At 54.5% G+C, this 11,347-nt stretch carries 12 protein-coding genes; 4 read left to right on the forward strand and 8 right to left on the reverse strand.

Annotated features, from left to right (window positions below; genetic code table 11):
- Positions 1-23: 23 nt before the first annotated feature.
- The 6 genes from crr to cysZ form a co-directional block, all read right to left on the reverse strand.
- The gene (crr, locus tag ABIB18_RS18880) at positions 24-524 is read right to left on the reverse strand and encodes a PTS glucose transporter subunit IIA (protein WP_069728735.1); all 501 of its coding nucleotides are present in this window, start codon (positions 522-524) and stop codon (positions 24-26) included.
- 42 nt (positions 525-566) lie between these two features.
- Positions 567-2,294, reverse strand: coding sequence for a phosphoenolpyruvate-protein phosphotransferase PtsI (gene ptsI, locus ABIB18_RS18885; protein ID WP_069728736.1), 1,728 nt, complete (start codon positions 2,292-2,294; stop codon positions 567-569).
- A gap of 161 nt (positions 2,295-2,455) precedes the next feature.
- The gene (ptsH, locus tag ABIB18_RS18890) at positions 2,456-2,713 is read right to left on the reverse strand and encodes a phosphocarrier protein Hpr (protein WP_003848868.1); all 258 of its coding nucleotides are present in this window, start codon (positions 2,711-2,713) and stop codon (positions 2,456-2,458) included.
- 173 nt (positions 2,714-2,886) lie between these two features.
- Entirely contained in the window at positions 2,887-3,081 is a 195-nt protein-coding gene (locus ABIB18_RS18895; protein WP_069728737.1) for a hypothetical protein, read from the reverse strand.
- 17 nt (positions 3,082-3,098) lie between these two features.
- Positions 3,099-4,070: a cysteine synthase A gene (cysK, locus tag ABIB18_RS18900; RefSeq protein WP_031375859.1), complete on the reverse strand. Its 972-nt coding sequence runs from the start codon at positions 4,068-4,070 to the stop codon at positions 3,099-3,101.
- Positions 4,071-4,211: 141 nt separating this feature from the next.
- Positions 4,212-4,979 (reverse strand): sulfate transporter CysZ, encoded by a 768-nt coding sequence (gene cysZ / locus ABIB18_RS18905; protein WP_031375860.1) that lies wholly within the window; start codon positions 4,977-4,979, stop codon positions 4,212-4,214.
- A 218-nt stretch (positions 4,980-5,197) separates the two neighbouring features.
- Here cysZ and zipA point away from each other — a divergent pair, with 218 nt between their 5' ends.
- The 3 genes from zipA to ABIB18_RS18920 all read left to right on the forward strand — a co-directional run bounded on the left by zipA (position 5,198) and on the right by ABIB18_RS18920 (position 8,504).
- Complete coding sequence (gene zipA, locus ABIB18_RS18910; protein ID WP_031375861.1) at positions 5,198-6,190, forward strand: cell division protein ZipA; 993 nt, start codon at positions 5,198-5,200, stop codon at positions 6,188-6,190.
- Positions 6,191-6,265: 75 nt separating this feature from the next.
- Positions 6,266-8,284: an NAD-dependent DNA ligase LigA gene (gene ligA, locus ABIB18_RS18915; protein WP_031375862.1), complete on the forward strand. Its 2,019-nt coding sequence runs from the start codon at positions 6,266-6,268 to the stop codon at positions 8,282-8,284.
- A 1-nt stretch (position 8,285) separates the two neighbouring features.
- Positions 8,286-8,504: a DUF3820 family protein gene (locus tag ABIB18_RS18920; RefSeq protein WP_031375863.1), complete on the forward strand. Its 219-nt coding sequence runs from the start codon at positions 8,286-8,288 to the stop codon at positions 8,502-8,504.
- Between the two features lie 27 nt (positions 8,505-8,531).
- Here ABIB18_RS18920 and ABIB18_RS18925 read toward each other — a convergent pair whose 3' ends face one another.
- Positions 8,532-9,542, reverse strand: coding sequence for a bile acid:sodium symporter family protein (locus tag ABIB18_RS18925; protein ID WP_031375864.1), 1,011 nt, complete (start codon positions 9,540-9,542; stop codon positions 8,532-8,534).
- A gap of 96 nt (positions 9,543-9,638) precedes the next feature.
- Between ABIB18_RS18925 and ABIB18_RS18930 the strand changes: the two genes are divergently transcribed.
- Positions 9,639-10,559: a LysR family transcriptional regulator gene (locus ABIB18_RS18930; RefSeq protein ID WP_354475238.1), complete on the forward strand. Its 921-nt coding sequence runs from the start codon at positions 9,639-9,641 to the stop codon at positions 10,557-10,559.
- On the opposite strand, the gene ABIB18_RS18935 is transcribed toward ABIB18_RS18930, so the two are convergent.
- Positions 10,556-10,903 (reverse strand): FlxA-like family protein, encoded by a 348-nt coding sequence (locus ABIB18_RS18935; protein ID WP_031375866.1) that lies wholly within the window; start codon positions 10,901-10,903, stop codon positions 10,556-10,558. The two genes, ABIB18_RS18930 and ABIB18_RS18935, sit on opposite strands and share 4 nt — an antisense overlap.
- Positions 10,904-11,347 lie beyond the last annotated feature (444 nt).

Genomic DNA, 11,347 nt, shown 5'->3' on the forward strand with positions numbered 1-11,347 from the left:
CCGTTATGTTTAATCATTGACGCTTACTTTTTGATGCGAATCACCGGCGTTTCGCCGACGGTCACCTGGCCAGACAGCTTAATCAATTCCTTGATTTCATCCATGTTGGAGATGACAACCGGTGTCAGAGTTGATTTTGCTTTCTCTTCCAGCAGCGGCAGATCGAACTCGATGACCACGTCGCCTTTTTTGACCTTCTGGCCTTCTTCAGCGATGCGTTTGAAGCCTTCACCTTTCAGTTCAACCGTATCGATGCCGAAGTGGACAAACAGCTCAATGCCGTTATCAGACTCGATTGAAAAAGCGTGGTTGGTTTCAAAAATCTTGCCGATAGTGCCATCAACAGGCGCGACCATTTTGTTGCCGCTCGGTTTGATCGCAATACCGTCGCCCACGATTTTTTCTGCAAACACCACATCTGGTACGTCTTCAATATTCACGATTTCGCCTGACAGAGGCGCTACGATGTCAATTGTCCCAGCGCTATCTGTTTTTTCGCCAAAAAGTTTAGAAAACAAACCCATGATCTTCTCCTAAGCAGTAATTTGGGGCCAGCATCTCGCAGATTAGCAGAGCGTTTTTTCTTTGATGAACTTGTTAACCAGATTCATCAAATCATCCGCTGTCGGTTGAGCCAGTGCCTGCTCCGCCAATGCCTTCGCATCTTCGAAATTAGTATTACGAATGATTTTCTTGATGCCAGGGATAGAAATGGCACTCATGCTGAACTCGTCCAGCCCCATTCCCAGTAACAGTAGTGTAGCACGTTCATCACCTGCCAGCTCACCACACATGCCGGTCCATTTGCCTTCAGCGTGAGATGCATCAATGACTTGCTTGATTAAATTCAGCACTGATGGCGTCATTGGGTTGTACAGGTGCGAGATCAAATCATTACCACGATCGACCGCCAGAGTATACTGCGTCAGGTCGTTAGTCCCAATACTGAAGAAGTCGACTTCCTTCGCCAGATGGTGCGCGATGACGGCAGAAGCTGGGGTTTCCACCATGATGCCGACTTCAATGCTCTCATCAAACGCTTTACCTTCTTCGCGCAGCTGGGCTTTTAGCAGCTCCAGTTCCGCTTTCAGGCTGCGCACTTCTTCAACCGAAATAATCATCGGGAACATGATGCGCAGTTTGCCGAATGATGAGGCACGCAGGATGGCACGCAGCTGGGCATGCAGGATCTCTTTGCGGTCCATGGCGATACGAATCGCGCGCCAGCCGAGGAACGGGTTCTCTTCTTTCGGCAGGTTCATGTACGGCAGATCTTTGTCGCCGCCAATGTCCATGGTACGCACGATTACAGCCTGCGAACCCATCGCTTCAGCGACGGCTTTATAAGCCTGGAACTGCTCTTCTTCGCTTGGCAGCGAATCACGGTCCATGAACAGGAATTCAGTACGGTAGAGGCCTACGCCTTCAGCGCCGTTGCGCTCAGCGCCGGCGATATCACGCACGGTACCGATGTTAGCGCACACTTCTACCTGATGACCGTCCAGCGTCACCGCCGGCAGATCTTTCAGCTTGGCTAATTCATGTTTTTCAGACAGATACTGTGTCTGTACAGCTTTCAGCTCTTCCTGAATCGCTTCAGAAGGATTGACGTAAATGGTGTTGTTAACGCCATCCAGAATCAGGAAGTCGCCATTTTTGATGGTGGCGGTGACGTTACCGGTTCCGACAATTGCCGGGATCTCAAGGGAACGCGCCATGATTGAGGTGTGCGAGGTGCGCCCGCCTAAATCGGTAATAAAGCCCAGCACCTTTTTCAGGTTCAGCTGTGCGGTTTCTGACGGCGTTAAGTCTTTGGCCACCAGAATGGATTCGTCCTGAATTGCGCTCAGGTCAACGATATGCAGACCTAAAATGTTCTGCAGCAGACGTTTACCGATGTCACGTACGTCAGCCGCACGCTCTTTCAGGTATTCGTCATCTAACTCTTCCAGCGCTTTCGCCTGGCCATCGATAACAGAGTAGGCAGCGGCGTCAGCAGAGGCGTGATCTTTTTTGATCAGGTCGATGATTTCCTGCTCCAGCTCTTCATCTTCCAGCAACATGATGTGGCCTTCGAAGATGGCGGCTTTCTCTTCACCGAGGGTTTCACCCGCTTTGACGCGAATCGCTTCCAGTTGTACTGCCGCCTTACTGCGGCCATCGAGGAAGCGCTGAACTTCCTGCTCAACCTGGTCATCAGAAATTTTCTTGCGGTTGATGACGATCTCGTCTTCTTTCAGCAGCAGTGCTTTGCCGAAAGCGATACCTGGTGATGCTAAAATGCCTGAAATCATAACCTTACCTTTTAATCACGATGGCTGATTGGACTCTTTGCGGTGCCATTGTCGCGGGACACGTACTTTACGAAAGCAATAACGCGGACAGATTGTCCGCGATCAAGATGTTTGCACTCAATGGCGCAGAGGAGTCGATTTGCTGGAAAGCTGAGCGGAAATTACTCCAGTTCAGCCATCAGTTTGACCAGATGCTCAACTGCTTTTTGCTCGTCTTCACCTTCCGCGGAAAGGGTCACGACAGTCCCCTGGGTTAAACCCAGCGTCTGCAGTTTGAACAGGCTTTTTGCGCTCGCTGATTTACCGTTAGAGGTCACGGTAATTTCTGACTGGAAAGCTTTGGCTTCTTTTACGAATTGCGCAGCTGGGCGAGTGTGCAGACCGTTTGGTGCGGTAATGGTAACTTCTTGCTGGAACATTCTATTTCCCCAACGTTATCAGGATGAGTGTTTTGGATCTAAAGTCTAGCCTGGAGCCGTCACTTTAGCCTGTGTAGGTGCGCGGGTATAGCATCATGCTGGCTAACGACGCGCATGAATGAATTTTTCAATTCCGTTGCGTGTCAAAAACGATTCTACACGTCACCGGGTAATTATGCCGTTAATCGCCGTTTCGCCAAATCCGTAAATCGATTCAGCTTGATCCACTTCAAAGAGGGATTAATTTCAGGCATCGAAATAATTGGCAGTCTAAATACCAGAGCCGCGTCACTGAAATCAATCTGCAGGGTGGTGAAAGTGAGATCTGCACCACAAAAAAGCACCCAATCGGGTGCTTTTTTCGACATTTTCAGACTTTCAGCCGTTACTGCTGCAGCTCTTTTTCAGTGAACAGGTCGGCAAAAAGGGCGGTACTGAGGTAGCGTTCACCGGAAGAGGGAAGGATCACCACAATGTTCTTATTGGCGAAGGCTTCATCTTCCTGCAGCTTCAGCGCTGCAGCGACCGCGGCACCTGATGAGATACCGGCCAGGATACCTTCTTCTTCCATCAGCTGACGGGCAGTGCTGATGGCTTCTTCATTGCTGATGGCAATAACCCGGTCGATCAGATTCAGATCAAGGTTGCCTGGAATAAAGCCGGCACCGATACCCTGAATCTTATGCGGGCCTGGCTTGATTTCATCGCCGGCCAGCGCCTGGGCAATCACCGGTGAATCAGTCGGCTCAACGGCGACCGAAATCAAATCTTTCTTGCCTTTGGTGTTCTTGATATAGCGACTCACGCCGGTCAGCGTACCGCCAGTGCCGACGCCAGCAATAAACACGTCTACTTCACCGTCGGTATCTTCCCAGATTTCCGGACCGGTGGTTTTTTCGTGGATTTCCGGGTTGGCCGGGTTGCTGAACTGCTGTAACAGCACATATTTATCCGGGTTACTGGCGACAATCTCTTCCGCTTTCGCGATAGCGCCTTTCATGCCTTTGGCGCCTTCGGTCAGTACCAGCTGTGCGCCCAGCGCTTTTAGCAGCTTACGACGCTCAACCGACATGGTCTCCGGCATGGTCAGCGTCAGTTTGTAACCGCGCGCTGCCGCCACATAGGCCAGCGCGATACCGGTATTACCGCTGGTTGGTTCAACCAGCTCAACGCCCGGCTTCAGAATGCCGCGTTTCTCTGCGTCCCAAATCATATTGGCACCGATACGGCATTTCACGCTGAAGCTCGGGTTACGGGATTCAACTTTCGCAAGGATGCGGCCGTTACCGATGCGGTTCAGTCGAACCAGTGGCGTATGACCAATTGTCAAAGAGTTGTCTTCATAGATCTTACTCATAGCCTGCCCTTAACTGTATGAATTATTGGGAACCCTCTGAGCATACCTGTTCTGCCTGGGTGCGGAAGGAAAGAAATCGCATATCTATATGTCAGCCGGCAATAAGCCTCGTTAAAAAGAGCATAAGGCCGGCTGATGGTTCTAACGCAGCTCGGTGCGCGCCAGGTTCTGTCGATAGCGATCGACCCACATCGCCGTGGCACCGCAAACAGCAACCGGCATGATGGCGAGGTTCAGAATCGGAATCATGGTGAACAGACTAATCAGTGCGCCAAACTGCATGTTAGCGGTTTTGTGCTGTCGCAGGGCGTTGCGCATCTGCTGAAAAGGGACTTTATGGTTATCAAACGGGTAGTCGCAATACTGCACCGACAGCATCCAGGCGCTGAACAGGAACCACAGCACCGGCGCGACGGTCTGGCCAAAGCCGGGAATAAAGTAGAGCAGCAGCAGCCCGATGGCGCGCGGCAGATAGTAACCCAGCTTTTGCAGCTCACGCTTCATGATGCGCGGCACATCCTTAATCAACCCCATCCAACCGCTGTCGGGCAAGGGCTTGCCGGTCAGACGACCTTCGAGCTGCTCGGCCAGCAGTCCGCAGAAGGGCGCGGCGATCCAGTTCGCCAGCGTGGAGAAGAAGTAGCTAAACACCAGCACAATCGCTATCACCGACAGCGGCCACAGCAGATAGCTCAGCCACTGCAGCCAGTCCGGGATATGGGCCAGCAGGCGGGGGATCCAGTCGCCCAGCCGGTAAAACAGCCAGATAAATGCGCCGCCCAGCATCACGATGTTAATCAGCAGTGGCATCACCACAAAACGCCGGATGCCCGGCAAACGCACCAGTTTCCAGCCCTGGCTGAAATAGTGCACACCGTTAAAATTTGAGACGGATTTCTCAAGGGCCATAAAGCCAATTCTCCTGAAGATGTTGAGCCGCGCCCACTATAACCTGGCTTTTTCCACTGACCAGCTGCCGTTTGGGTAAAAAAACAGCGAAAAAGCGTGGGTCGCCTATCTTATTTGTCAGAAAATAGTGCACAGACTTGCACTTGTGTAGCAGGGCAAATACAGTTAGAGGATAAAGTTTGCCGCGGTGGCAAGGTATTGGAACAACAGAGAATACAATGATGCAGGATTTGCGTCTGATATTAATCGTTGTTGGCGCGATCGCCATTATAGCGCTCCTTCTTCACGGGCTGTGGACCAGCCGAAAAGAGCGCTCGTCAGTGTTCCGCGATCGCCCGCACAAACGTCTTAAACAACGTGATGAACATGATGAGCAGGACCTGATTGACGACGAGGACGACGGCGTCGGTGAGGTTCGTGTACGCCCTGAGCGTCATACTCATCAGGAACCGCGTTTCGATGAAGTTCGCGATCCACAGCCACAAGCGCCGCGTCAACCCGCGACCGCTGAGCCTGTGCGTCAGCCCGCGCCGCGACCTGCACCGCAGTCAGAACCTGAAAGCGATCCGCTGTTCGACACGGCCCCACAGCCTAAGCCGCAGCCGCGTTCTGAGCCGGTCCGTCAGCAGCAACCTGCGCCGACGTTTGTCGCGCCGCCGGTGCAGGCCGATCCGCTGCTCGATTTAGATCCGCTCGAGTCGGTACAGCCGGAACCGCAGTATCAGGCTGAGCCTGAACCGCAGTCTGAGGTGATTACCGCACCTGCGCCTGAAGCCAAAGCGCCAGCAGAGAAGCCGAAAGAGGCGGTGCTGGTACTGCATGTGGCCGCGCACTCCGGTGGCGAGCTGAATGGTGAAGCGCTGCTGCAGGGGATTCTGCAGGCGGGCTTCCAGTTTGGCGAAATGAACATTTTCCACCGTCATCTCAGCCCGGCAGGCAGCGGTCCGGTGTTGTTTAGCCTGGCCAATATGGTTAAGCCGGGTTCATTCAATCCTGACCTGATGACTGACTTCAGCACGCCTGGCATCTCTATCTTTATGATGGTGCCTTCCTACGGTGATGCGAATCAGAACTTCAAGCTGATGTTACAGTCGGCGCAGCGTATCGCGGATGATGTCGGCGGTGTGGTGCTGGATGATGAGCGCCGCATGATGACACCACAGAAGCTGGAAACCTACAAAGCGCGCATTCGCGATGTGGTCGGCGTCTGAGACCTGCGCTAACGGTTATCTGAATTGTTAAAACAAACCCCCGCCTGTCGGGGGTTTTTTATCTGATGGGGCTTTATGAAATCCGTTCAGGATCAAATCACCGAACTGCGCACAACGTTGCGTCATCATGAATATCTCTACCACGTTATGGATGCGCCGGAAGTCCCCGACGCCGAATATGATCGTCTGATGCGTGAGCTGCGTGAGATGGAAGCGGCACATCCCGAGCTGATCACCCCGGACTCGCCTACTCAGCGTGTCGGTGCTGCGCCGCTGACGGTGTTCGAGCAGGTGCGTCATGAAGTCCCGATGCTGTCGCTGGATAACGCTTTTGATGAAGCCACCTTTCTGGCCTTCAACAAGCGGGTGCAGGATCGGCTGAAAAACAGTGAAGACATCACCTACTGCTGCGAACTGAAACTGGATGGCCTGGCGGTCAGCCTGCTGTACGAAAACGGCCTGCTGGTGCGGGCGGCGACCCGTGGTGACGGCACCACCGGCGAGAACATTACCGCCAATGTCCGCACCATTCGTGCCATTCCGCTGCGGCTGAAGGGTGACAACATTCCGGCGCGACTGGAAGTGCGCGGCGAAGTGTTTATGACCCAGCGCGGCTTTGAAAAACTGAATGAGGAAGCGCGGCGTACCGACGGCAAGGTGTTTGCCAATCCGCGCAATGCGGCGGCCGGTTCGCTGCGTCAGCTTGATCCCCGCATCACCGCTAAGCGTCCGCTGACCTTTTTCTGCTACGGTTTCGGCCTGCTGGAAGGCGGCGAGATCCCGCACAGCCACATGGCGCGACTGCAACAGTTCAAAGCCTGGGGACTGCCGGTCAGCGATCGGATCCGTCTGGCGCATAATGCACAAGAGGCGCTGGCTTTTTATCGTGAGATTGAGCAGCAGCGTCCCACGCTCGGTTTTGATATCGACGGTGTGGTAATCAAAGTCGATTCACAGGCGCTGCAGGAGCAGCTGGGCTTCGTGGCTCGCGCACCACGCTGGGCTATCGCCTTTAAATTCCCGGCTCAGGAGCAGATGACCTGGGTGCGCGACGTCGAGTTTCAGGTCGGACGCACCGGCGCGATTACGCCGGTGGCGCGGCTCGAACCGGTTCAGGTGGCCGGCGTTATCGTCAGTAATGCCACGCTGCACAATGCCGATGAAATTGAGCGCCTCGGCTTGCGCATCGGCGATCGGGTAGTGATTCGCCGTGCGGGCGATGTCATTCCGCAGGTGGTCAATGTGGTAACGACAGAGCGCCCCGACGACGCCCGTGAAGTGGTGTTTCCGCAACATTGTCCGGTCTGTGGGTCGGATGTTGAGCGGGTGGAAGGGGAATCGGTTACGCGCTGCACCGGCGGGCTGATCTGTGGTGCTCAGCGCAAAGAAGCGCTGAAGCACTTTGTGTCGCGCCGGGCGATGGATGTGGACGGCATGGGCGATAAGATTATCGACCAGCTGGTGGAAAAAGAGTATGTCAAAACCCCGGCTGACCTGTTCCGCCTGACCGCCGGTGTGTTGACCGGCCTCGATCGTATGGGGCCGAAATCGGCGCAAAACGTGGTGGATGCGCTGCAAAAGGCGAAATCAACCACCCTGGCGCGCTTTCTCTATGCGCTCGGCATTCGCGAAGTCGGTGAAGCGACCGCCGCTAATCTGGCTAACCATTTTGGTGAACTGGAAAAAGTGATGGATGCCGATCTGGAGGCGCTGATTGCGGTGCCGGATGTCGGCAAAGTGGTGGCGACTCACGTGCGTAACTTCATGGAAGAGGAGAGTAACCGCGAGGTTATCCGTCAGCTGGTTGAGGAGATCGGCATTCACTGGCCAGCGGTGGTGGTGGTGAGAGCCGAGGAGATCGACAGTCCGTTTGCGGGTAAAACGGTGGTGCTGACCGGTTCGCTGTCGCAGATGAACCGTGATGATGCCAAAGCGCAGTTAATTGCGCTGGGCGCAAAGGTAAGCGGCAGCGTTTCGAAGAAAACCGATCTGCTGATTGCTGGTGAAGCGGCCGGTTCCAAGCTGGCAAAAGCGCAGGAGCTGGGGATTGAGGTGATCGATGAAGCGGAAATGATCCGTCTGCTGGGTGCCTGAGATGGAGAAACATCAGCTGGTAGCGATCGCCAATACCGCGATGCCCTTTGGTAAGTACAAAGGGCGGATGCTGATCGATCTGCCCGAGCCTTACCTGCTGTGGTTTGCCCGCAGCGGGGATTTTCCGTCAGGTCAGCTGGGTGATCTGATGCAACTGACGCTGGCAATCAAAATTGAAGGCCTTGAAGGGTTGGTTAAACCGCTTAAGGCCGGCAATTAATTCTGCCCGCGCTGGCGGGCAGTGTCTCTACTTTTGCGACTCCATCACCGGCGCTTTAACCTGCTGCGCCTGCAGCTTCTCGCCACTCTTTTTGTAGCGCCCGGCGATAAATGAACAGACCATCAGCTGAACCTGATGGAAGATCATTAAGGGCAGCACAATCATCCCTACACTGCTGGCGGGAAACAGAATATTCGCCATCGGCACGCCGTTCGCCAGGCTCTTCTTCGAGCCACAAAAAAGCACCACAATTTCATCGGCACGTTTAAAGCGGAACAGACGTGATGCCAGCAGGTTGATCAGCAACACTGCGGTCAGCAGCAGTACGCATCCGGCCAGAATCCATAATAGCGTATCGACGCCCACGCGATGCCAGATGCCGTTGATGACCGCTTCACTGAAGGCGGAATAAACCACCAGCAGAATGGAAGTCTGATCGGTTTTGCCAATCAGACTGCGATGTTTCTCCACCCAGGCACCAATCCAGCGGCGGGAGAGGTGACCCAGCACAAAAGGCACCAGCAGCTGCAGCATAATCTTACCGATTTGCTCCAGGCCATCTGATGGCGCATTGCTGTGCACATCCATCACCAGATTAACCAGCAGTGGGGAGATAAATACCCCCAACAGGCTCGACGCTGAGGCGCTACAGACCGCCGCTGCGACGTTACCACCCGCCATCGAGGTGAAGGCGATGGCTGATTGCACCGTCGCAGGCAGAATGCAGAGGTAGATAAAGCCGGTATAGATTTCGGGACCGACATTCACCGGATGCCACCAGACCAGCAGCAGACCGAGCAGCGGGAACAGCACAAAGGTACTGAACATAATCCACAGATGCAGCTGCCAGTGACTGCTGCCGGCGATGATCTTTTCACGTGATAACTTGGCACCGTGCATGAAAAACAGCAGGGCGATGGCGGCCGTGGTCAGATAGCTAAAGATATCGACGAAAATGCCTTTTGCAGGCAGGAAAGACGCCAGCAACACGGTGATGATGAGTTTGACCATCATCGGATCGAGCCGTAAAAATCCCATTGTTAAAATCCAGTTAAATATTGAATAGCAATGATTGTGCGCGAAGCGGGTTTAGAAATAAAATTGATTTATTGAATTAATCTATGAGCTGAATCGATGAATTATACCCTACGACAGTTGCGAACCTTTATCGCGGTGGCGCATTACGGCGGATTCAGTCAGGCCGGGCAGGCGATCGGTCTGAGTCAGTCGGCGGTCAGCCACAGCATAAAAGAGCTGGAGGCGGAGACCGGCGTACGCCTGCTGGACCGTACCACGCGGGAAGTGATACTGACTGAAGCCGGACAGCAACTGGCGTCGCGCATGGAGCGATTGCTGGAAGAGATCAACACCACGTTGCTGGATATCCGCAGTTACGGCGAGCAGCGCAGCGGTACGGTGCGGCTGGCAGCCAGCCAGACTATTTCAGCCCATCTGATGCCACAATGCCTGGCGGCCAGTCAGCACCATTTTCCCCACATTAAAGTCATCCTCCACGATCGCGCCCAGCAGTGGGTACTGCAAAGCGTGCGCAACGCCGAGGTCGATTTCGGTATCATCATCGGTCCGCTCAGCGATACCGATTTCGATTGTCTCGCCATTCTGGATGAGCCATTTCTTCTATTGTGCCGCGATGACGATCCGCTGGCGCAGGTGGAACAGGCGCAGTGGTCGATGCTGGCGGGGCGTACCATGGTGCTACAGGATTACGCTTCAGGTAGTCGGGTGTTGATTGATGCGGCGATGCAGCAGCAGCAGATTCAGGTCGACGTGGTGCAGGATATCGGGCATCCCGCCACGCTGTTCCCGATGGTGGATGCGGGGATTGGCATCAGCATTTTGCCGGCGCTGGCCTTGCCGCTGCCGGCCGGGCGAGCGCTCACGGTGAGGCGCTTATATCCGGAGATAAATCGCAGCCTGATGCTGATTAAGCGCAAAAATCGCTCGCTGACGCCAGCCGCCGAAGCGATCTGGCAGGAGGTGCGCCAGCAGGCCGCGCTGCTGGCGCAACAACGCGCGGTCAGTCCACCGTTTTAGATATAGACATCAAGCTGGTTCGTGTCGGTTGGACGGTTGACGCCGTCCGCTTTGATTTCGCCTGGCAGTTTGCTGTCGTCATTTTTCTGCTCGGCCTGTTCAGCCTGCTTCTGCTCTAACTGGGCAATCTGCGCTTCCAGCATGGTGATTTGCGACTCATACATCTGCTGCATCTCAGCTTTTTGTTTGTCCGTCAGATCTGCATTGCTGGACAACTCTTTAAGCTGGGTTGTGATGTTCTGAATCTGTTTGCTTAGCGCGGCCACCTGCGACGCAACACTGCCGCCGCCGCTGCTGTCACCGCTACTGACTGCACTGCTTAAAATTCCGGATATAGATGACATCATTTTCTCCCTGCAAATAGTCATTAACGATTATCGGCCTGCGGAAACATCACTTGAGAAGAAAAATGTTAAGAAGGCGAAAAGAGCGGTGAGGGCAAAATGGCCCGAATGATGAAGTGCGGAGGTGGGGGAGGTGGGGGAGGAGGAATGGGGAACAGCAGAAACGAAAAAAGCGCCTTAAAGGCGCTTTATTCTGAATGGGTGGGTCGTGCAGGATAAGCCGCGGCCCATCCGGGGCCACGCCCTGCGGGTGATGCTGGCGCATCAGCCTGAACCGCTCCTGGCGCTTCAGTCGAACCTGCGGCAGATTCTCATCCGGCACGTTTAACTCTGTGCAGCAGAAACGAATAAAGCGCCTTAAAGGCGCTTTATTCTGAATGGGTGGGTCGTGCAGGATAAGCCGCGGCCCATCCGGGGCCACGCCCTGCGGGTGATGCTGGCGCA

This window comes from Pantoea sp. UYEF8 (assembly GCF_040546285.1).
Lineage (GTDB): Bacteria > Pseudomonadota > Gammaproteobacteria > Enterobacterales > Enterobacteriaceae > Pantoea > Pantoea brenneri.

What these genes read in the sequence shown, in the direction of transcription:
- ptsH (WP_003848868.1), bottom strand. Translation starts at nt 2,713, where the DNA reads ATGTTCCAGCAAGAAGTTACCATTACCGCACCAAACGGTCTGCACACT.
- cysZ (WP_031375860.1), bottom strand. Translation starts at nt 4,979, where the DNA reads ATGGCCCTTGAGAAATCCGTCTCAAATTTTAACGGTGTGCACTATTTC.
- crr (WP_069728735.1), bottom strand. Translation starts at nt 524, where the DNA reads ATGGGTTTGTTTTCTAAACTTTTTGGCGAAAAAACAGATAGCGCTGGG.
- ABIB18_RS18925 (WP_031375864.1), bottom strand. Translation starts at nt 9,542, where the DNA reads ATGGGATTTTTACGGCTCGATCCGATGATGGTCAAACTCATCATCACC.
- cysK (WP_031375859.1), bottom strand. Translation starts at nt 4,070, where the DNA reads ATGAGTAAGATCTATGAAGACAACTCTTTGACAATTGGTCATACGCCA.
- ABIB18_RS18935 (WP_031375866.1), bottom strand. Translation starts at nt 10,903, where the DNA reads ATGTCATCTATATCCGGAATTTTAAGCAGTGCAGTCAGTAGCGGTGAC.
- ABIB18_RS18895 (WP_069728737.1), bottom strand. Translation starts at nt 3,081, where the DNA reads ATGTCGAAAAAAGCACCCGATTGGGTGCTTTTTTGTGGTGCAGATCTC.
- ligA (WP_031375862.1), top strand. Translation starts at nt 6,266, where the DNA reads ATGAAATCCGTTCAGGATCAAATCACCGAACTGCGCACAACGTTGCGT.
- zipA (WP_031375861.1), top strand. Translation starts at nt 5,198, where the DNA reads ATGATGCAGGATTTGCGTCTGATATTAATCGTTGTTGGCGCGATCGCC.
- ABIB18_RS18930 (WP_354475238.1), top strand. Translation starts at nt 9,639, where the DNA reads ATGAATTATACCCTACGACAGTTGCGAACCTTTATCGCGGTGGCGCAT.
- ABIB18_RS18920 (WP_031375863.1), top strand. Translation starts at nt 8,286, where the DNA reads ATGGAGAAACATCAGCTGGTAGCGATCGCCAATACCGCGATGCCCTTT.
- ptsI (WP_069728736.1), bottom strand. Translation starts at nt 2,294, where the DNA reads ATGATTTCAGGCATTTTAGCATCACCAGGTATCGCTTTCGGCAAAGCA.